General features: G+C 70.4%; 19 protein-coding genes and 3 tRNA genes. 14 read left to right on the forward strand and 8 right to left on the reverse strand.

Going from position 1 to position 19,722, the window contains the following annotated elements; translation table 11 throughout:
• Positions 1–8: 8 nt before the first annotated feature.
• Positions 9–1,565: a heparinase II/III family protein gene (locus ABZX61_RS55885; RefSeq protein WP_355208855.1), complete on the reverse strand. Its 1,557-nt coding sequence runs from the start codon at positions 1,563–1,565 to the stop codon at positions 9–11.
• A gap of 225 nt (positions 1,566–1,790) precedes the next feature.
• Here ABZX61_RS55885 and ABZX61_RS55890 point away from each other — a divergent pair, with 225 nt between their 5' ends.
• Positions 1,791–2,387 (forward strand): HD domain-containing protein, encoded by a 597-nt coding sequence (locus ABZX61_RS55890; RefSeq protein ID WP_350729687.1) that lies wholly within the window; start codon positions 1,791–1,793, stop codon positions 2,385–2,387.
• 30 nt (positions 2,388–2,417) lie between these two features.
• Here ABZX61_RS55890 and ABZX61_RS55895 read toward each other — a convergent pair whose 3' ends face one another.
• Positions 2,418–2,774, reverse strand: coding sequence for an antibiotic biosynthesis monooxygenase (locus tag ABZX61_RS55895; protein WP_355208858.1), 357 nt, complete (start codon positions 2,772–2,774; stop codon positions 2,418–2,420).
• Between the two features lie 139 nt (positions 2,775–2,913).
• Between ABZX61_RS55895 and ABZX61_RS55900 the strand changes: the two genes are divergently transcribed.
• Positions 2,914–3,690, forward strand: a complete 777-nt coding sequence (locus ABZX61_RS55900) for a fumarylacetoacetate hydrolase family protein (protein ID WP_185068095.1) — start codon at positions 2,914–2,916, stop codon at positions 3,688–3,690.
• Positions 3,683–5,056 carry a glutamate--tRNA ligase gene (gene gltX / locus ABZX61_RS55905; RefSeq protein WP_355208860.1) on the forward strand — a complete coding sequence of 458 codons (1,374 nt, stop codon included), beginning with the start codon at positions 3,683–3,685 and terminating at the stop codon, positions 5,054–5,056. Before ABZX61_RS55900 ends, gltX begins: the two co-directional genes overlap by 8 nt.
• 44 nt (positions 5,057–5,100) lie before the next feature.
• On the opposite strand, the gene ABZX61_RS55910 is transcribed toward gltX, so the two are convergent.
• A complete protein-coding gene (locus ABZX61_RS55910) occupies positions 5,101–7,068 on the reverse strand; it encodes a M3 family metallopeptidase (RefSeq protein ID WP_355208863.1) in 1,968 nt (655 codons plus the stop codon).
• A 164-nt stretch (positions 7,069–7,232) separates the two neighbouring features.
• On the opposite strand from ABZX61_RS55910, the gene ABZX61_RS55915 reads away from it, so the two are divergent.
• A tRNA-Gln gene (locus ABZX61_RS55915) sits at positions 7,233–7,304 on the forward strand.
• Between the two features lie 5 nt (positions 7,305–7,309).
• On the opposite strand, the gene ABZX61_RS55920 is transcribed toward ABZX61_RS55915, so the two are convergent.
• Positions 7,310–8,236 (reverse strand): alpha/beta fold hydrolase, encoded by a 927-nt coding sequence (locus tag ABZX61_RS55920; RefSeq protein ID WP_350729693.1) that lies wholly within the window; start codon positions 8,234–8,236, stop codon positions 7,310–7,312.
• Positions 8,237–8,345: 109 nt separating this feature from the next.
• Between ABZX61_RS55920 and ABZX61_RS55925 the strand changes: the two genes are divergently transcribed.
• From ABZX61_RS55925 to ABZX61_RS55945, 5 genes are all read left to right on the forward strand, one after another.
• Positions 8,346–9,713: a sensor histidine kinase gene (locus ABZX61_RS55925; RefSeq protein WP_355208866.1), complete on the forward strand. Its 1,368-nt coding sequence runs from the start codon at positions 8,346–8,348 to the stop codon at positions 9,711–9,713.
• Positions 9,714–9,975: 262 nt separating this feature from the next.
• Positions 9,976–10,590 (forward strand): response regulator transcription factor, encoded by a 615-nt coding sequence (locus ABZX61_RS55930; RefSeq protein ID WP_192787601.1) that lies wholly within the window; start codon positions 9,976–9,978, stop codon positions 10,588–10,590.
• Positions 10,591–10,705: 115 nt separating this feature from the next.
• Positions 10,706–11,287 carry a hypothetical protein gene (locus tag ABZX61_RS55935; RefSeq protein ID WP_355208869.1) on the forward strand — a complete coding sequence of 194 codons (582 nt, stop codon included), beginning with the start codon at positions 10,706–10,708 and terminating at the stop codon, positions 11,285–11,287.
• Between the two features lie 80 nt (positions 11,288–11,367).
• Positions 11,368–11,443 (forward strand) — tRNA-Glu (locus tag ABZX61_RS55940).
• 18 nt (positions 11,444–11,461) lie between these two features.
• Positions 11,462–11,534, forward strand: a tRNA-Glu gene (locus ABZX61_RS55945).
• Positions 11,535–12,115: 581 nt separating this feature from the next.
• On the opposite strand, the gene ABZX61_RS55950 is transcribed toward ABZX61_RS55945, so the two are convergent.
• Both ABZX61_RS55950 and ABZX61_RS55955 read right to left on the reverse strand, forming a co-directional pair.
• Entirely contained in the window at positions 12,116–13,828 is a 1,713-nt protein-coding gene (locus ABZX61_RS55950; RefSeq protein WP_355208872.1) for a hypothetical protein, read from the reverse strand.
• 58 nt (positions 13,829–13,886) lie between these two features.
• Positions 13,887–14,603 (reverse strand): IclR family transcriptional regulator, encoded by a 717-nt coding sequence (locus ABZX61_RS55955; RefSeq protein ID WP_350729701.1) that lies wholly within the window; start codon positions 14,601–14,603, stop codon positions 13,887–13,889.
• A 234-nt stretch (positions 14,604–14,837) separates the two neighbouring features.
• Between ABZX61_RS55955 and leuC the strand changes: the two genes are divergently transcribed.
• The 4 genes from leuC (at position 14,838) to ABZX61_RS55975 (ending at position 17,430) form a co-directional block, all read left to right on the forward strand.
• Positions 14,838–16,223 carry a 3-isopropylmalate dehydratase large subunit gene (gene leuC / locus ABZX61_RS55960; RefSeq protein ID WP_355208875.1) on the forward strand — a complete coding sequence of 462 codons (1,386 nt, stop codon included), beginning with the start codon at positions 14,838–14,840 and terminating at the stop codon, positions 16,221–16,223.
• A 14-nt stretch (positions 16,224–16,237) separates the two neighbouring features.
• Positions 16,238–16,825 carry a 3-isopropylmalate dehydratase small subunit gene (gene leuD / locus ABZX61_RS55965; protein WP_355208878.1) on the forward strand — a complete coding sequence of 196 codons (588 nt, stop codon included), beginning with the start codon at positions 16,238–16,240 and terminating at the stop codon, positions 16,823–16,825.
• A complete protein-coding gene (locus tag ABZX61_RS55970; RefSeq protein WP_355208881.1) occupies positions 16,804–17,031 on the forward strand; it encodes a hypothetical protein in 228 nt (75 codons plus the stop codon). The genes leuD and ABZX61_RS55970 overlap by 22 nt, the downstream gene beginning before the upstream one ends.
• 99 nt (positions 17,032–17,130) lie before the next feature.
• The gene (locus ABZX61_RS55975; RefSeq protein WP_350729708.1) at positions 17,131–17,430 is read left to right on the forward strand and encodes an HU family DNA-binding protein; all 300 of its coding nucleotides are present in this window, start codon (positions 17,131–17,133) and stop codon (positions 17,428–17,430) included.
• Between the two features lie 91 nt (positions 17,431–17,521).
• Here ABZX61_RS55975 and ABZX61_RS55980 read toward each other — a convergent pair whose 3' ends face one another.
• Positions 17,522–17,761, reverse strand: coding sequence for a hypothetical protein (locus ABZX61_RS55980; protein ID WP_355208884.1), 240 nt, complete (start codon positions 17,759–17,761; stop codon positions 17,522–17,524).
• Between the two features lie 57 nt (positions 17,762–17,818).
• Here ABZX61_RS55980 and ABZX61_RS55985 point away from each other — a divergent pair, with 57 nt between their 5' ends.
• A complete protein-coding gene (locus ABZX61_RS55985; protein WP_355208886.1) occupies positions 17,819–19,027 on the forward strand; it encodes an MFS transporter in 1,209 nt (402 codons plus the stop codon).
• Between the two features lie 32 nt (positions 19,028–19,059).
• Here ABZX61_RS55985 and cofC read toward each other — a convergent pair whose 3' ends face one another.
• Positions 19,060–19,695, reverse strand: coding sequence for a 2-phospho-L-lactate guanylyltransferase (cofC, locus tag ABZX61_RS55990; protein ID WP_350729713.1), 636 nt, complete (start codon positions 19,693–19,695; stop codon positions 19,060–19,062).
• Between the last annotated feature and the right edge of the window lie 27 nt (positions 19,696–19,722).

Consider the following 19,722-nt stretch of genomic DNA (forward strand, 5'->3'; position numbering starts at 1 on the left):
AGCCGAGGCTAGAACGCCTTGGTGGAGAACGAGGTGCCGTCCACCGTGACCTTCCCGCCCGAGCAGGACACCTTGGGCGAGTCCGTCCCGGGCACGATCACCGTCAGCAGCGACTGCGCCGCCGGCGACACCACCACATTGGTCGGCAGCTTCGACAGGTACGTGGGTGAGACCCAGCCCACCTTCCCGCCGCGCTCCACCTTCTGCCCGCCGACCCGGTCGCACGACGACGAGAACTGCAGCAGGGTGACCTTGAACTTGCCGTCCCCGAGCACGACCTTGCCCCCGCCGTTGGACACCAGCTTGAGCGACGGGTCGAACCGCCAGAGGTTGCTGATCTTCTTGCCGCCCGAGGCCGTGTCCAGCACCGCCATCAGGTCCTCGCCGTGGTTCACCAGGACCGACCTGGTGCGGCTCACCCCGTACGCCTTGTCGGTCAGCTTGAACGACTGCCGGTCCTTGCCGTACTTCGACGCCACGAGCTTCGAGGACGTCCGCGGCTTGAAGCGGGCCCCGACCACCGTCGGCACGTTGTGGGCCTCGGGGGAGAGCGTCCAGTAGCGGTAGGCGCTCTTCTCGTAGGAGTGGAAGCCGCCGTCCACCAGGAGGTTGCGCCCATGGGCGTAGTACGTGACGCCCAGGTGGTCCTCGTGGCCGTGGAACTTCAGCCCGGGCCCAAACCTGATCGAGTAGTACGCCGAGTCCGGCTTGCTCCAGGCCGTGCGGCCGAAGACGTAGCCCGCCCGGTAGGTCTTGACCTCCTGCTTCGGCGTCCCCGTCTCGATCTTCGGCTCGGTCTCGGCGGTGCCGTCGCCGATGGGCACCATGTAGCCGGTCGGCATGGTGGCGTGGGCGATGAAGTCCTTCATCGCCTCGGCCCGCTTGGCGATCTCGCCGGGCACCTTCCTGCCGCACGCCTTCATGTTGGTCATCGCGACCTGCAGCCGGCTGTAGACGTACACCGCATAGCGCGGAGCCTGCTCCATGAGCGCGCCCTGCGAGTCGACGTCGAGCTTCACCGTGCCGGTCAGCCGGCGGGAGGCCAGGTCCGACCAGTCCTTGCGGCCGTACCTGCAGCCGATGCCCATGAGCGCGATGTCCTGGTCGATGCCGTGGTTGTGGCCCTTCTTGTAGAGCCGCGAGTCCGACAGGAGCCTGGCGTGGTCGGCGAGGCTGTCCTTCAGCCAGCTCTCCTTGACGTGCATGCTCAGGCAGAGCAGTGGCTGTGTGCGCAGCGAGACCGGGTGGTCCTTCCACGTGTACGGCTTGGTGCCGCGCGCCCCGGGCTTGTTGTTCGCGACCCAGTCCTTGGTGATCTCGGTGGCGCGATCCAAATAGCCGCGGTCACCGCTGTTCTCGTACGCGACGACCAGCGTGCCCATCCAGCGCAGCGACTGGAACACGAACTCCCACGAACGGTTCCCGTAGGGGCTCGCGCTCCAGTTGATCTTCTTGCCGAGCTTGTACGCGGGCAGCCCGACCAGCGAGATCTCGCCCTTCATGACGTCGTCGGCCGTGGGGGTGCCGGGCAGCCAGTCGCCCTGGCACTCCGCGGTCCGGGTCACCTTGTCGGCGTGCGCGGGGCTACCTAACCCACCGAGCACCAGCAAAAGGGCAAGAGGTATCGCGAGCCGGCGCACGCCAGTTCCTTTCGGGACAAAAAGTGAAGGTGGAACATGCTTTCCGAATCGCGATCAATGGGTCAAGTTGAGTGGCGGATTCGTTAGATGCTCGATGCGCCCCCGGTGTCCCGCATGGCGTAGCCGTACCTGGCGCGACATGCTGGTGCGGTGACATTCGACGACCTCGTGATCCCGGACACACCCGCCTGCCGCGGGGCGCTGGAGGTGGCCGCCCGCTACCACACGCCCTCGCTGCTCAACCACTCGATCAGGGCCTACCTGTGGGCGGCCGCGTACGCGCGTGAGCACGGCATCGCGTTCGACGCGGAGCTGCTCTACGTGTCGGCCATGCTGCACGACCTCGGGCTGGTGGCCGAGTTCGACAGCCACTCGGTGCCGTTCGAGGAGGCCGGCGGCGACGTGGCCTGGGTCTTCTGCGCCGGCGCCGGCTGGTCGCCCGAGCGGAGGGTACGCGCCCGCGAGGTGATCATCCGGCACATGTGGGACGAGGTGCCCCTGGAGGAGGACCCGGAGGGGCACCTGCTGGAGCTCTCGACCGGCATGGACATCTCGGGCCGCCGTACGGAGGAGATCCCCGAGGCGATCAGGCGCGAGGTCCTGGAGCGCTACCCGAGGCTGGAGATCGCCAAGGAGTTCGGGGCGTGCATCTCGGAGCAGGGCGCGCGCAAGCCGTCCAGCATCGCCGGCCAGTTCGTCCGCGCCGGCATCGTGGACCGGATCGCGCGCAACCCGCTGGACGCCTGACCCCGAAAAGGGTCTTGGAAGCCGGATCGGCTATGACTTGGGGCCGGTGCTCTCGGCGACCTCGAAGGTCCACACCTCCGAGCCGGTCGCCGCGGGCCCCTGCCCGTGGCCGTGACCGTGACCGTGCCCCTGTTCCTGGGCGGCCTGGGCGGCCTGCGCGTGCCCGCGCCGGAAGGCCTCACCCTGCTGCCAGTTCTGGAAGTCCTCCTCGCTGCGCCAGCGCGTGTAGACGAGGTAGCGCTCGGTGCCCTCCACCGGCCTGAGCAGCTCGAACCACTCGAACCCGTCGGCCGACTCCACCATGCCCGCCCGGTTGGCGAAACGCCGTTCGAGCTCCTCGCGCATATCGGCGGGCACGTTCAGGACGTTGATCTTCACGACGGACAACGGGGCCCCTCTCGTCGGCGACACCACCTGCTGAGAGATCCAGGCTAACGCGGGCGGCCTCAGGGTCCTGCTCCTGGTCCGGCGCGGCACGAGGTACGCGTTGGGCGGAGCCTGGCGGTGGCGGCGATAGCCTTGTCAGGTGCGTATAGCGAGGTTCTCCACAGGCGAAGGCGTGTCGTTCGGCGTGGTCGAGGGCGGCCCGGGCGAGGAGGTCATCTCCGCGGTCGCCGGTCACCCGTTCGGCCAGGTGCAGTTCACCGGCGAGCGGCACCCGCTGTCCCAGGTGAAACTGCTGGCCCCGATGCTGCCGAGCAAAGTGGTCGCCATCGGCAGAAACTACGCCGAGCACGCGGCCGAGCTGGGCAACGAGGTGCCCGAGGAACCGCTGATCTTCATGAAGCCGTCCACGTCGGTGATCGGCCACGGCGAGAACATCGCGTACCCCACGACGCTGTCCGACCGCGTCGACTACGAGGGGGAGCTGGCCGTGGTGATCGGCAGGCTGTGCCGCGAGGTGCCGGTCGAGCGGGTCAAGGACGTGATCTTCGGCTACACCTGCGCCAACGACGTCACCGCCCGCGATCTCCAGAAGAAGGACGTGCAGTTCACCCGGGCCAAGGGGTTCGACACGTTCTGCCCGCTGGGGCCGTGGATCCAGACCGACCTCGACGCGAGCGACCTGGCGCTGACGACCACGGTCAACGGCGAGATCCGGCAGAGCGGCCGCACCAGCCAGCTCATCAACGACATCCCCGCGCTGGTGGCCTACGTCAGCGCGGTCATGACCCTGATCCCCGGCGACGTCATCCTGACCGGCACCCCCGCGGGCGTCGGCCCACTCGAGATCGGCGACGAGGTCAGCGTCGGCATCGAAGGCATCGGCACACTCACGAACAAGGTGGTCTCCCGTGACTGAAGTACGGGTGCGGTTCGCCCCGTCCCCAACCGGCATGTTCCATGTGGGCGGTGCCCGCACGGCGCTGTTCAACTGGGCGCTGGCCGAGCAGTCCGGCGGCCGCTTCGTCCTGCGCATCGAGGACACCGACGCGTCGCGAAACCGTCCGGAGTGGACGGAGGGCATCATCTCCGCCCTCGACTGGATCGGCATCAACGGCGGCAACCCGGCGTTCGAGGGCCCCTACTTCCAGTCGGCGTACGAGGCCCAGCACCGCGAGGCGGTGGCGAAGCTGCTGGCCGACGGCCGGGCCTACTACTGCGACTGCACGCGTGAGCTGCTGGTGGCCCGCACCGGCTCCGAGCACCGGGGCTACGACGGCCACTGCCGCGACCGCGGCCTGACCGAGGGCGCGGTCCGCTTCCGCACCCCCGACGACGGCGTCACGGTCGTCGAGGACCTCATCCGGGGCAACGTGGAGTTCCCCAACGAGGCGCAGGAGGACTTCGTCATCGCCCGCACCGACGGCTCGCCGCTCTACGTGCTGGCCAACGCGGTCGACGACATCACCCAGAACATCACCCACGTCGTCCGCGGCGAGGAGCACCTGGGCAACGCGGCCAAGCAGATGCTGCTGTGGCCGGCGCTGGGCGCCACGCCGCCGGTCTGGGCGCACCTGCCGGTGATCGTCAACGAGCAGCGCAAGAAGCTGTCCAAGCGCCGCGACAAGGTGGCCCTGGAGGACTACCGCGCGGAGGGCTACCTCGCGGAGTCCACGGTCAACTACCTGATGCTGCTGGGCTGGGGGCCGGGCGAGGACCGCGAGATCATGCCGTGGTCCGAGATGATGCCGCTGTTCCGGCTGGAGGACGTCAACTCCGCCAGCGCGTTCTTCGACGAGAAGAAGCTGCGCGCGTTCAACGGCGAGTACATCCGGGCGCTGCCGCTGGGGACGTTCGAGCAGCGCTGCGAGCCCTACCTCGACCCGTCCTGGGACCGCGAGCTGTTCAGCAAGGTCGCGGCGCTGGCCCAGACCCGCATCGCGGTGCTGTCGGAGATCCGGCAGAACGTCGACTTCCTCTTCCTCGACGAGCCGGTTTTCGACCAGGCGTCCTGGGACAAGGCGATGAAGAACTCGCCGGTGGAGATCCTCACCGACTACCTGTCGCGGCTGGAGACGGTCAGCTGGGACCCCGAGTCGCTCAAGGAGGCGCTGGAGGAGGTCGGGACCGCGTACGGGCTCAAGCTCGGCAAGGCCCAGGCGCCAATCCGCGTGGCGATCACCGGCCGGACGGTGGGCCTGCCGCTGTTCGAGTCGATCGAGGTGCTCGGCCGCGCCCGGGCGCAGGAGCGCCTGCGCGCCGCGCTGGCCCGCCTGAAGGGCTGATCCGGCGGCCGGCGGCCCGCAGGGCGGGCCGCCGGCGCACGGGCTCAGTCGAGGCCGCGGCGGACGAGCAGCGGCTGGATGCTGGGCTCGCGCCCGCGGAAGTTGCGGAACGCGGTCAGCGGGTCGAGGCTGCCGCCGCGGGAGAGCAACTCGCGGCGGAAGTGGTCACCGTTGGCCCTGGTGAGCCCGCCGTTCTCCTTGAACCACTCCACGCTCTCCGCGTCGAGCACCTCGCTCCAGATGTAGGAGTAGTAGCCGGCGCTGTAGCCGCCGGAGAAGATGTGGGCGAAGTAGTTGGTCCTGTAACGCGGCCCGACCTGTGGCACGGCGATCTGGGCGGCCTCCAGGGCTGCAGACTCGAACGCCTCGGGGTCGGCCACCGTCTCCCCGGACGCCAGCTTGTGCCAGGCCCAGTCGAGCAGGGTCGCGGCGAGATATTCGACGGTCTTGAAGCCCTGGTTGAACTTCTCCGCCGCCTGCAGCTTCTCCACCAGCTCGGCCGGCATCGGCTCGCCCGTCTCGTGGTGCTTGGCGTAGTTGGCCAGCACCTCGGGCCAGGTCACCCACATCTCGTTGACCTGTGACGGGTACTCGACGAAGTCGCGCGGCACGTGGGTGCCCGACACGCGCGGGAAGCGCACCTGGGAGAACAGCCCGTGCAGCGCGTGCCCGAACTCGTGGAATGCCGTGTTGACCTCGTCGTACGTCAGCAGCGTCGGCCCCGAGGCCGGCTTGGTGACGTTGAGGTTGTTGATGACCACCGGCAGCTGCCCGAACAGGAACGACTGGTCGACCAGGTTGTTCATCCACGCGCCGCCGCGCTTGGTCTCCCTCGCGTACGGGTCGAGCACGAACAGCCCCAGCCGGCTCCCGTCCTCGTCGAACACCTCGTACACCGTCACGTCGGGGTGGTAACCGCCCAGGTCGGGCCGTTCGGTGAAGGTCAGGCCGTACAGCTTCCCGGCCGCGAAGAAGATGCCGTCACGGTAGACGCGGTCGAGCTCGAAGTACGGCCGCATCTCGGCGGCGTCGAAGTCGTAGCGGGCCTGGCGCACCTTCTCGGAGTAGTACGACCAGTCCCACGGCTCGATGTCGAACCCGGCCTGCTCCGACAGCGCCTCGGCCTCCTTGCGCGCGTTGCGCACGGCGGGGGCGACGAGCTGGCCGAGCATCTCCTCGACCGCCTCGACGGTCTTGGCCGTCTGGTCGGCCACCACGTACGCCGCGTGGCTGGAGAACCCCAGCAGCTCCGCCCGCTCGGCCCGCAGCGCCGCCATCCTGGCCGCCAGCTCGAAATTGCCCGGCGCCCGCCCGACACTCAGCTCGTACAGCCTGCGGCGCACGTCGCGGTCGGTGAGCTGGGCCAGGCCCGGCTGGACGGTGAAGTTGAGCAGCGGCAGGACGTACTTGCCGTCCTTGAGCAGCGACTCGATCTTGGCCTGGTCGAGGCCGTCGAGCTCCTTGGGGTCCGACACCACCAGCGCCGACTCCGTCGAGGCCTTCAGCAGCGTCTGCGCGAACTCCGTCGAGAGCTTCGACAGCTCCTCGTTGAGCTGCCGGAGCCGGTCCTGGTCCGGCTCCGACAGGTCGGCGCCCGCCCTGATGAAGTCCTCCCGGTACTTCTCCAGCAGCCAGGCCTCCTCGGGATCCTCCGTGGACACCTGCTTGATGCGCGCCCACAGCGCCCGGTTGAGCCGGATCGCGTCGCCGTGCCTGGTCAGCTGGGGAGAGATCTCCTTCTCGATCTCCATGATGCCGTCGGTGGTGTTGGAGGCGGCGATGCTGAAGAAGACCGTGGCCGTGCGGTCGAGAATCCGTCCCGACCGCTCGAGCGCGGCGATCGTGTTGTCGAACGTCGGCGCCTCGGTGCTGCCTGCGATCGCGTCGACCTCCGCCAGCTGCTCCGCCATGCCGCGATCGAACGCGGGCAGGTAGTGCTCCTCGCGGACGTCGGCGAAGGGCGGCAGTTCGTACGGCAGGTCGCTAGGGGTGAAGAACGGGTTACCGGCCAACGGTGGGGCTCCTCCACGTGGTGTTTTGTCCCCTTCAGCTTGGCACGTGAGGGCCGCTGCTGTGGGCGCTGGAGGGTTCGTTGGCTATTCGTTTTGGTCTTACCCCCAGAGCTGGGCTATTCTTTCGGACGTCGCCGAAAGCGCCCTCCAGGGGTCGCAAGCGGTGGGGTATGGTGTAATTGGCAGCACGACTGATTCTGGTTCAGTTAGTCTAGGTTCGAGTCCTGGTACCCCAGCTTTATCATTTCGCCAGTTTGTGCAGGATTTCGGTAATCAGCCGGTACGTCCTCGCCGTCGGCGCATGCGAAGCCTCCACCGAGTAAACCTTGAACTTGTTGCCTGGCGTGGCCGCATCCGCTTCCTTGATCATCCGGTCCTGCAGTGCGAGCGGGATCACCCTGTCCCGCGTGTGCCTGATGTAGACGCGCGGCACCCGTCCCCACGCCTCCTTGCGCCCCCGAGCGTCGGCGCTCCCCACCAGGAGACTCTCATCCGGCAGCAACGTGTTCAGCATGGCCAGGAGCTCGCCCTCGCTCGCCTCCGCCATGAACGCCGCCTTGACCGCGTCCAGAAATTTCCTGTCGCCGGTCCGCCAGTTCATGCGGATCGCGCCGATCACCCTCGGGTCGGCGATGATGCCCGCCGCCACGCTGCCCGCCAGGCTCTCCTTGCCCTCCGGCGTCCCCAGATAGTCGTTGGGCGAGCTCAGCTTCGTGCAGCAGAACGCGGTGTCGTAGACGAGCAGGTCGATCAGGTCGGGCACCGCGTCGGCCGCCTTGGTGATGGTCGCGCCGCCCAGGCTGCCGCCCACCAGGATCACCGGGCCGTAGCCGGAGACCCGGCGCACGGCGTCCACCGTGGCCTCGACATAGTCGTCCAGCGTGACCCCCGCCACCGGCGACGGCAGCGTGGCCAGCTTCTCCAGGTCCTGCGGGGTCTGGTAGGCGAGGTGAAACTGCTCCTCGGGGCCGTGCCCCGGCAGTGCCACGCCCACGGTGCGGTGGCCGCGCAGCGTCAGCTCGGAGTCGCCGCTGGCCGAGCCGTTCGCGCCGGTCACGAAGACGTACGTGGTCACCTCCCGCCGCGGCTTGGCGGCCTGGGCGCCCACGGCGCCCGCGCCCGCGACGGCGGCGTACTGAAACATGTCCCTACGGGTCGGAAAGCTCATGACTCGATGTTCGCCCAGCTCAGCGCGGGTGCGCATCGCCTGCCCGGCTCGTCGTGCGGTGGACGTCCGGCATCCACCGATCGGTTGACGCCATGCCAGGCTTGACCCCATGAGCTGGCTCGACGGGCGCGAACGCGGGGCCTTTCTGTGCCTCGCCTACGGACTGCTCGGGATCTCCTCGACCGCGGCCGCCCTCGCGGACGTGCCCTGGCCCCTCCTCCGCTGGCTGGCCGGCCCCTTGCCGGCCTGGCTCGCCGAAACGGCAGGCCCGGGGTGGGCGGCGACGGGCGGCCTCCCGGCGGCGTGGACGGCGACGGGCGGCGGCCCTGCGGCGACGTGGCCGGCGGTCGCCGGGTCGTGGTCCGGCGGGCCGACCGCCGGCTTCGGCCCCGGCCCGGCGGCGTTCGCGCCGTGGTGGCCGGCGGTCGCGCTGGCCGCGGCGGTGTGGGTGGCGCCGATCGGCTGGCTCCACCCCCGCAGGGACACGCGCCGGGCGCTCGTCGTGGGCCACTTCCTCGTGCTGATCGCGCTCGCCGCCGTGCTGACGGCCGCGAGCCCCGCCTTCATCGTGTTCGCCTCGATCGGCTACCCGCTGGCCAGCGCCCTGCTCCCGGCCAGGCTGACCATGGCGGGCGTGACGCTCACCGCCATCGTCATCGTGACGGCCCAGGCGGGGCCGGGCGCCCGGGGCACCCTGCTCACCGTGATCGCGGGCGTGGCGCTGCCGCTGGTCGTGGCCGGCTGGTACGTCTCCGGCGAGCACGACAAGCGCCGCCGCCTGGTCGAGCGCCTGCGCGCCGCCATGGCCGAGAACGCCTCCCTCAACGCCCGGCTCCTCGACCAGGCCAGGCGGGCGGGCGTGCTCGACGAGCGGCACCGCGTGGCGGGCGAGATCCACGACACGCTCGCCCAGGACCTCGTCGCCCTGATCGGCCAGCTCAACGCCGCCGACCGCACCTCCCGGGCCGAGACCCGCCGCCGCCACCTCGACCAGGCCGCGGAGCTGGCCCGCCGCAGTCTCTCCGAGGCCCGCCGGTCCGTACGCGCCCTGCGCCCGGAGCCGCTGGAGACCTCGAAGCTCCCGGACGCGATCACCGACCTGGCCGAGTCGTGGTCGCGGTCGGCCGGCGTCGACCTGACCCTCGAGATCACCGGCACGCCGGTCGCCCTGGCCGCCCCCATCGAGGACACGCTGTTCCGCGTGGCCCAGGAGGCCCTGGCCAACGTCGCCAAGCACGCCAGGGCCTCCAGGACGGGCCTGACCCTGTCGTACACGGACGAAAGCGTCCTCCTCGACATTCGAGACGACGGCGCTGGTTTCGCCTCGCAGGAGCCCGCTGACGGCTTCGGCGTCGACGGAATGCGCCAACGCGTCCGCGCCGTCGGCGGCACCCTCGACATCGAGTCCACCCCCGGCCAGGGCACCGCCGTAGCCGCCGCCATCCCCGCGATCCCCGCCGAGGACGACCTTCCATGATCCGCGAGCCGGCCACGGCCACCACCCGGGAGAGACCGCCGCACCCTGCTCACCCTCCCCAACGCCCGCCCGCCCTGCTCGCCGTCTCCCACGCCCGCCCGTCCCGTCCAGCGCCTCCTCCACCCCCTTTCCCAAAGGCGCGGCGCTACCTCTGAGGCCGGCGCGTCCTGTTCGTCGGACGTGTGGTCAGTCGACCCTCGACCCAAGGAAGGGTGATGGGTGAGACCCTGACGAGAGACGGGTGCCGGCCGGAAGGGGAGAGATGCGGCTGAGGCTGCTGATAGCGGACGATCACCCCATCGTGCGCGACGGCCTGCGCGCGGCACTCGGCGGCGAGCCCGACCTTGAGATCGTCGGCGAGGCGGCCGACGGCGCGGAGGCCGTACGCCTGGCCGCCGAGCTCGAGCCCGACATCGTCCTCATGGACCTGCGCATGCCGGGGATGGACGGCGTCACCGCCATCCGCCGCCTCAGCGGCACGGGCCCGCGGGTGCTGGTCCTGACCACGTTCGACACCGACGTCCTGCCCGCCCTCGAAGCGGGCGCCACCGGCTACCTGCTGAAGGACGCCCCGCCGGAGGAGCTGGTGCGCGCCGTCCGAGCCACCCACCGGGGCGAGACCGTCCTCGCCCCCGCCGTAGCCGGCCGGCTCGCGGCGGCCCTCCGCAAGCCCACCAGGGGCAGGCTCAGCAAACGGGAGCTGGAGGTGCTGCGCCTGGTGGCCGGGGGAGCAACGAACAAGGTGGCGGCAGCGAGCCTGTTCATCAGCGAGGCCAGCGTCAAGACCCACCTCCTGCACATCTACGCCAAGCTCGACGTCCGCGACCGCGCCTCCGCCGTGGCCGAGGCCTACCGCCGCGGCCTCCTCACCGACTGACAGTGATGATGGAGACGGGCGCCTCCCCGGCCAGGTTTTGACCCACCGACTGGCAGCGGGCGAGGGGCGTGAGGGTGGAGTCACCGCAGTGGTTTGGGTAGAGTCCGCCCGACTTATGGATGAGTTTCGTATTCGCGCGGGCAACCTCCCGCGCCTCGTCGCCCCGTTCGTCGCTCCGCTCGCCCTCTTCTTCGTCGTCTGCCTGCTCCTCGGCGCCATCTTCACCGGCAGCACCCCGCTGGGCGCCGTCATCGGGGCGCTGGCCACCGCTGCCCTCCTGGCCGTGCTCGTGGCCAAGCACCGCCGCCTGACCACCGGCACCGTCGTCCGCTTCTCCGCCGACGGCGTGGAGCTGACCGACTCGTACGGCTTCCGCGTCCGCCTCCGCTGGCCCGACATCACCAGGATCGACGTCGTGGACACCCAACTGGCCAGCCCCAGGCGCATCGGCCGTCCGGGCGGCGTGCGGGTACGGGTGGAGCCGCTGCGCTCGGTGGGGCTCGTCGGGTGGGGCGAGCGTACGGTGCCACCGCGCGCGCCGGGCTGGATGCGCGAGCGGCTGGCCCGCGTCCCCGTGGACCCGGTCACCGGCCGGCCGGAGGTGGCGATCCCGCTCGGAGAGTTCGACCCGCTGTGGGAAGGCGGGGCGATGGGGGCTTGGGTACGCCGCCACAGGCCCGACCTGATGGGCCGTTAAGCAGTTTGGTGTGGTCTCCGGGGTGCGGTAGAGTTACCTGCGTTGCCGGGGAGATCCCGGCACCAGCAGCTTGTGGACAGGGTCCCGTCGTCTAGTGGCCCAGGACGCCGCCCTCTCAAGGCGGTAGCGCCGGTTCGAATCCGGTCGGGACTACCACTGTCACAAGCCCGCGAAGGTCCCGTCGTCTAGTGGCCCAGGACGCCGCCCTCTCAAGGCGGTAGCGCCGGTTCGAATCCGGTCGGGACTACGTCTATCACACTCGCTCCGGCGCTCACAGCCCGGAGCGTTTCTGTTTTCCGCTCCCGCCTGCCACGTCTCCCTGGACAAAACCCACCCACATGCGGCGCCTCGCCGACCTGAGGCGTCCGGCCCCGTTCGGTGGGCGCTCGTTGTGGAGTCCGAGGCCCACGAAGCCTGGCCGCGTGCGGTGCTTGCTCTCCCAAGGCGTCGGCCTTGCGGCTGCTCGTCGTGAGCGTAAAAAAGCGCCAGGAGGCCGGGGCACGTGCGGTGGGTCGCTGACCCGAGACGGCCCGGCGACGCGCGATGAGTGGGCTGCTCCTCGCGAGCGTGCGAAGCTCAAGAGGCCAGGCCGCGCACGGTGGTTGCCGGTTCGAGGGGTCCGGCTCCGTGCGGTGGTGATCGCTGTGGGCGTGCAGGGCCCAGGGACCCGGTTACGCGTGGCGGGCCCGAGGTGTCCGGCCGCGTGCGGGTGCAGGGCCGAGAGAGCCGGTCGCGTGTGGTGGGTGGCTCGCCTGAGAAGCGGAGGGTTCCGGGGGCCGGAAGTGGAAAGGCCCCCGCCGAGTGGCGAGGGCCTCCATGGAGCGGTGGTTACGCGGAGCGGGCCTTGAAGAGGGCGCGGCGGGCCGCCTTGGCGACCTGCTTGTCCGGGTGGACCTGGGAGATCAGGTCCAGCAGCTCCTCCACGTGCGCGTGCGGAATCCGCCAGATCACCTCGAGCAGGTTGTTGACCATCTCCGGCCCGATGTCCTGCAGGCTGCTCACGAACTCGGAACGCCCCAGCCCGGCCGAGATCGTCCACATGTCCAGGATCAGCCAGTGGGTGTCGTCCTGGGTGGGCTCGGGCGCCCCCTCGATCTCCAGCTGGCTCAGGTGCGTGGCCGCGTAGGGCCGGAGCGAGGGCTGTTTGAGCGCCGCCTGCCAGGCCGGGATGGCGGCCTCGCCCAGGGTGCCGACCACGCTGGCCGCCTGCACCCTGATCAGCGCGTCGCTCTCGTCCTCGGCCGCCGCCTCCAGCAGCTCCTCGGCCGCCTTGCCCGGCTCCCTGAGCCGCATCCAGGCCGCGAACTCCGCGTCGGCCTCGTCCTCGGGCAGCTCGGCGCTGAGCGCCAGCAGCTCGTGGGCGCTCATGGACTCGATCGCGGGCCGCGCGTCCACTTCGATGTCGGCGTCGTCCACCAGGTGGACGACCCCCTCGGTGCCGAGCGGCGTGAGGCGGACGGTGCTGCCGTCGACCTCGACCATGCCGTACCCGACGAGCCAGTCGATCGCGGGGGCCAGCGGTTCGCCTACCGCCTCCCACGCGTCCGAGCCCAGCTCGTCGAGGTCGGCGGCGGACTCGGCCAGGTCCTGCGCCAGGTCGTCGAGCTCGCGCGAGCCGCCCGCCAGCAGCAGCCTGACCAGCAGGCCCCGGGTCAGACCCGCCAGCGCCATCGTAAGGTCTTCGTCGCTCAGCTCAGGGTCGCCGTAGTCGACGGAGTGGAGCCCGAGCATCCAGGCGTCGAGCACGTCCTCGTCGTCGTCGAACGGCCACTCAGAGGTGTCGTCCTGCACCGCGACCGTGTTGCCCTCGCCGGGCTGGAGGAACTCCAGGTCCACGGCCAGGTTCCAGATGTTCCAGAGCTGCGGGACGACCTCGGCGATCGGGCCGTCGGTGTCGGGCCTGGGCAGCCCGACGGCCGCCAGCGCCTCCTCCACCTCGGCGTCGGTGAGCAGGGTGTCCTCGCCCACCCGGCGGCCGGAACCCACCCAGAGGGCGAGGTCGCGGGCCTTGGCCACCAGTGGCGCCTGCCGGGCCGCCGCGGCGAGCTCCGAGTCGGGCCGCAGCCTGATCGTGTCGAGTTCGGCGAGGTCGTCCGCGAATGGCTCGAAATCGCCCAGGTCGCCGACCTCGTCCTCCCCGTCGTCGTCGCCCTCGGCGTCGTCGAGCAGCTCTTCCATGAGGTCGACGAACTCGTCCTCGACGTCGTCGAGCTCAGCCTGCAGATCGGCGAGGGAGTCCGAGCCCTCGGCCAGCCTGCCGGTCTGGGAGAGGAACGTCAGGTACGCGTCCACGGCCGGGAGCATCCCGTCGGCGGCGGCGTCGGGATCCTCCACGACCTTGGGCATGCGGTCGAGCAGCAGGTTGCGCAGGTCAGCACGCTTCCACGTGCCGAGGTCCTGCGAGAAGGCGAGACGGTGCCACAGTGCGGCGGGCCCCACGAGCTCGGGGTCGCTTCCGGGCGCGTTCGCACGCGCCCACATGATGAACTCTTCGAGCAGGGGTCGCAGCTCAGTGGCGGCTACCTCGATGCGATCTGTCACGCACTCAGGCTAGTGCGCCCACGAGGCACTCGGCTCCCCAAATACCTGCTTTCGCCGATCATGACGTGCGACGCATTGCCTCTGTTATACGTTCGGCCGCCGCCATAACGGGCACCGCGTGGAGCCGGCCCGGTGCCCTCGTGAGCCGTTCGATGGGGCCGGAGACCGACACGGCCGCGATCACCTTGCCGCCGCTGCCCCTTATGGGCGCCGACACGCTGGCCACCCCCTGCTCGCGCTCGCCGACGCTGTGGGCCCAGCCACGGCGCCGTACGGAGGCGAGGGTGGCGGCACTGAACTTGGCGCCGCGCAGGCCGCGGTGCAGCCGGTCCGGCTCCTCCCACGCCAGCAGTATCTGCGCGGCCGAGCCCGCCGACATGGGCAGCGCGGAGCCCACCGGCACGGTGTCCCGCAGGCCGCTCGCGCGTTCGGCGGCCGCGACGCAGACGCGCTCGTCGCCCTGCCGGCGGTAGAGTTGCGCGCTCTCCCCGGTGAGGTCCCTGAGCTGCATCAGTACGGGGGCGGCCACCGCCAGCAGCCGGTCCTCGCCGGCCGCGGTGGACAACTCGGAAAGCCGGGGACCCAGGACGAACCTGCCCTGTGTGTCACGACTCACAATGCGGTGGTGCTCAAGTGCGACGGCCAGACGATGGGCCGTGGGGCGGGCCAGACCGGTGGCCTGGACGAGCTGCGCCAGTGAAGCGGGTCCCGCTTCGAGGGCATTGAGTACAAGAACTGCCTTGTCGAGTACTCCGACTCCGCTAGAGTTGTCCATACACCGATACTGCCGTCTCGACATATGAGAAGGCAAGTCGGAGGCAAACTCCCGCCGCGAGGGAGCGCCGGTCTCTGGACTGAGGAACGAAAGGGACCGGACCTGAGCGACCGGCCGCGATGCGAAGCATCGCAGAAGGCACGGAGGGAGCGCTGGTCCCCCGGAGCGGCGACCGGCGGGACCGGGCCTGAGCAAGCGGTGCGATGGCGCACCGCGAACAAACAGGAGGAGATCATGGGCCGCACACTGGCCGAGAAGGTCTGGGAGCAGCACGTAGTCCGTCGTGCCGAGGGCGAACCGGACCTGCTCTATATCGACCTGCACCTCATTCACGAGGTGACCAGCCCGCAGGCGTTCGACGGGCTCCGTCTCGCCGGCCGGAAGGTGCGGCGGCCCGATCTCACGATCGCCACCGAGGACCACAACGTGCCGACCGTGCTCGGCCCGATCTCCGACCCGGTGTCCAAGACGCAGGTCGAGACGCTGCGCAAGAACGCCGCCGAGTTCGGCATCAGGCTCCATCCGATGGGCGACGCCGGTCAGGGCGTGGTGCACATCATCGGCCCGCAGTTCGGGCTGACGCAGCCGGGCATGACGATCGTGTGCGGTGACTCCCACACCTCGACGCACGGCGCGTTCGGCGGCATCGCGTTCGGCATCGGCACCTCCGAGGTCGAGCACGTGCTGGCCACGCAGACGCTGCCCGCGTACCGGCCGAAGACGATGGCGATCGAGGTCTCCGGCGAGCTGCCCGCCGGCGTGACCGCCAAGGACCTGATCCTGGCCATCATCGCCAAGATCGGCACCGGCGGCGGCCAGGGTTACATCGTGGAGTACCGCGGCGAGGCCGTCCGCAAGCTCTCCATGGAGGGCCGCATGACGGTCTGCAACATGTCGATCGAGGCGGGCGCCCGCGCCGGCATGATCGCGCCGGACGAGACCACGTTCGAGTACCTGAAGGGCCGCCCGCACGCGCCCGAGGGCGAGGCGTGGGACCAGGCCGTCGGGTACTGGAAGACGCTGCGCACCGATGACGACGCCGTGTTCGACAAGGTCGTGGAGATCGACGCCACGACGCTGACCCCGTACGTCACGTGGGGCACCAACCCGGGCCAGGGCCTGCCGCTGGGCGAGTCCGTCCCGTCCCCGGAGAGCTTCTCCGACCCGGTCGAGCGCTCGGCCGCCGAGCGGGCGCTGGAGTACATGGGCCTGACCGCCGGCACGCCGCTGCGTGAGATCGAGGTCGACACCGTGTTCGTCGGCTCGTGCACCAACGGCCGCATCGAGGACCTGCGCTCGGCCGCCGAGATCCTGCGCGGCCGCCAGGTGAAGACCCGCACGCTGATCGTGCCCGGCTCGATGCTGGTCAAGCTGCAGGCCGAGCAGGAGGGCCTGCACGAGGTGTTCAAGGCCGCCGGCGCCGAGTGGCGCGAGGCCGGCTGCTCGATGTGCCTGGGCATGAACCCCGACACGCTCCAGCCCGGCGAGCGCAGCGCCTCCACCTCCAACCGCAACTTCGAGGGCCGCCAGGGCAAGGGTGGCCGCACCCACCTGGTGTCGCCGCAGGTCGCCGCCGCGACCGCCGTCACCGGCCGTCTGACCGCGCCCGCCGACCTGTAAGGAGACCTGGACCGATGGAAGCATTCACCACCCACACCGGTACGGCGGTGCCGCTGCGCCGCAGCAACGTCGACACCGACCAGATCATCCCGGCCGTCTGGCTCAAGCAGGTCAGCCGCACCGGGTTCGAGAAGGGCCTGTTCGCGGCCTGGCGCGAGGACCCGACGTTCGTGCTGAACGACCCGTCCTACGAGGGCGGCTCGATCCTCGTCTCCGGCCCCGACTTCGGCACCGGCTCCTCGCGCGAGCACGCGGTCTGGGCGCTGCAGCAATACGGGTTCCGCGCCGTGATCGCCGCCCGCTTCGGCGACATCTTCCGCAACAACTCCACGAAGATGGGCCTGCTGCCGGTCATCCTGCCGGGCGACAAGGTCGAGGCGCTGCAGTCGGCCGTCGAGGCGGACCCGAAGCTCGAGATCGCCGTCGACCTGGTCGAACGCCAGGTCCGCTGGGCCGATGAGGCCGTGTCGTTCGAGATCGACGACTACACCCGCTGGCGGCTCATGGAGGGCCTCGACGACATCGGGCTGACCCTGCGTCACGCCGACGATGTGGCGGCGTACGAGAATGGTCGGCAGCCATGGCTGCCGACGACCGTCTAGAAGACGACGAACTGGCGCGGCGGTTGCGCGAGGCGCACCGCCGCGTCCGCATGCTTCCCCCCGCCGAGAAGGACCGGCTGGCCCGCCGCTACCTCGCGATTTGCGATCTGGCGAAGCGTGACCCGGAAAGGGCCGCCGCCCGCCTCGACGCCTTTCTGGCCTCTCTCGACACGCCACGTAGTGAGGAAAACGCGCTAGGTGATTGAGTTCACCGGCGATCCCGCCTACTTTCAAGCCCGTAAGGGGTTTCTAGGGCGAACTCATGAGCTGGAACCCCGAGCCGTAACTGGGGGAGCAGGACTTTCATGAACAAGCGAGAACTCGTCGAGGCCATCGCTGATCGGGTTGGCGACAGGAAGACGGCCACCGAGGCCGTGAACGCGGTCATCGACACCATCCAGAAGGCCGTGGCGAGCGGCGACAAGGTCTCGATCACGGGCTTCGGCGCATTCGAGATGGTGAACAAGCCCGCCCGCACGGCCAGGAACCCGTCGACCGGCGCGGAAATCAACGTCCCCGAGAGCTGGGGGCCGAAGTTCCGCCCGGGATCCGACTTCAAGGAACTGGTCAACCAGGGCGGCAAGAAAGCCGGAAAGAAGAAGTAAACCCAGCACGCGCTTCCGCCCGGGCCCTCGGCCCGGGCGTTTCGCATTTCGGCCCGCAAACGGCCGGGCCGCGACCCGGCAAAAGGGCCTGTTACTCGGAATCGCCCGCCGGCGGGCGGCCGCGGAAGGCGTCCGGGACCGGGAAGGTCGAGAGCGTGATGTAGGCGATCTCCTCGCCGGACATCCCGATGTTGACCCGCTGTCCCGTGCGCAGCAGCCGCAGCGGCCCCGCGTCGAAGGCGGACGTGCCGAACTCCAGCACGGCCCCGTCGTCGAGGAACACCGTCCCCGAGCGCGTGGCCTCGTCGAAGCTGCGTACCGTTCCCTGCACGCTGATCAGCGTAATTCGTTTGCCCCTTGCCCGGCCAGGCGGCAAAGATCGAGAGACATGGGACGTACGGGCGATTTCTGGCGGTTCGCGTGGGCGAACGCCATCACACAGATGGGCACGCAGGTCACGGTCGTGGCCCTGCCCCTGGCGGCGCTCCTCGTCCTGGACGCCGGAGCCTTCCAGCTCGGCCTGCTGTCGGCGGCCCAGATGCTCGCCTTCCTGCTGATCGGGCTGCCCGCGGGCGTGTGGGTGGACCGGTCGCGGCGCCGCCCGATCCTCATCTGGTCCGACCTCGCGCGTGGCGTGGCGCTGCTGTCGGTCCCGGTGGCGGCCTGGCTCGACGTGCTGACGCTGCCGCAGCTGTACGCGGTCGCCGTGGTGCTGGGCGTGGGCACGGTCTTCTTCGACGTCGCCCACATGAGCTTCCTGCCCGCCATCGTGACCAAGGAGCGCCTCGAACGCGGCAACGGCGTCCTGGAGGTCACCAGGAACACCTCGCTGCTCGCCGGACCGGGCGTCGGCGGCTGGGCGGTGGCCGTGTTCACCGCGCCGATCGCGCTGCTCGCCGACGCCGTCAGCTACCTCCTCTCCGCGTTCCTGCTGTGGGGCGTGCGCGCCGAGGAGAGCCCGCGACGCGGCGAGCGGAGGCTGCGCCAGGAGGTGGCGGAGGGCATCAGGTTCGTCGCGGGAGAGCGGGTGCTGCGCAGGGTCGCGATCGTGGGCGCGCTCGTCATGGCGGCCAACGGCATCGCGGCCGTCGGACTGCCGCTCTACCTGGTCAAGGAGCTGGGGGTCGGCTCCGCCCAGTACGGGCTGCTGCTGTCGGCCGCCGCCGTCGGCTCCCTCGTGGGCGCCGCGCTGGTGGCCCGCCTCACCGCGCGCTTCGGCAGCGGCCCCACCCTGTACGGCTCCGCCGTCCTGGCGGCCGTGCTCTACCTGCCCGCGCTGGCGACCGGCCCCGGTTGGCAGCTGCTGATCTTCCCGGTGGCCTCGTCGCTGTTCGGCGCGGTCAGCTCGATCTTCGGCGTGGCCCAGCTCAGCTACCGCCAGCGCATCACGCCCGACCACCTGATGGGCCGGGTCAACGCCAGCATGCGCTTCCTGATGTGGGGGGCGTACCCGCTGGGCGGGCTGGTCGGCGGCGCGTTGGGGGAGTGGCTCGGCGGCTACGCGGCCTTCGCCGCGGCCGTGGCCCTGATGAGCCTGGCGCACCTGGCGGTGGCGACCTCGCCCGCCATCATGAAGACCGCCGCGACTACTTCATGAGCCCGCAGCAGGGAGACCGGAACCCAGCCGTCTCATGAGCCGGGCCACAGCTCGGCGACCACCGCGGCCGTGTGGCGGCCGAGGCCCAGCGCGATCGCCGCGCGCAGGTCGTCGGGCGTGTCCACGTCCCGCCGCACCGAGTCGATCCCCGTCAGGCACAGCTCCTTGGCCCCGCCCGCCAGGTGCTTGGCCCGCGACTCCCCGCCGAACCTCGGCGTGAACGGCATCCCCGGCCGCACCCCGTAGAAGGTCGTCCCGACGTCGAGCGCGTCCGGCACGAAGGACTGGTCGAACTCGGCGGCGGCCTCCAGCGCCGTCCCCAGCTCCGACGACCGCAGGGCGGGCAGGTCCGCCTGGAGCGCCCCAACCGCGTCGCCCGGCGCGACGCGTACGGCATGGGCGGCTCCGGTGCGCAGGGCGGTGTTCAGGCCGCGGTCCGGGTCGGGCACCACCTCGGCCCCCAGCGCGCCCAGGGGCCCGGCCGCGGCGGGATCGGCCGTCACCACGATCACCCGGGCGACCCGCGCGCACGAGAGCGCCGCCGCCACCGTGTCACTCGCCACGGCCACGGCCAGCCTGGTCCGGTGCGGGCCGGTGGCCGCCGCCAGCCTGGTCTTCGCCGCGACCAGCGTCTTCACCGGGATGACCAGGGACCAGCGGATGCTCATAGTCTTAAGCATCCCGCCTCGACATCC

Source organism: Nonomuraea sp. NPDC003709, assembly GCF_040610775.1.
In the GTDB taxonomy this organism is placed as follows: domain Bacteria; phylum Actinomycetota; class Actinomycetes; order Streptosporangiales; family Streptosporangiaceae; genus Nonomuraea; species Nonomuraea angiospora_A.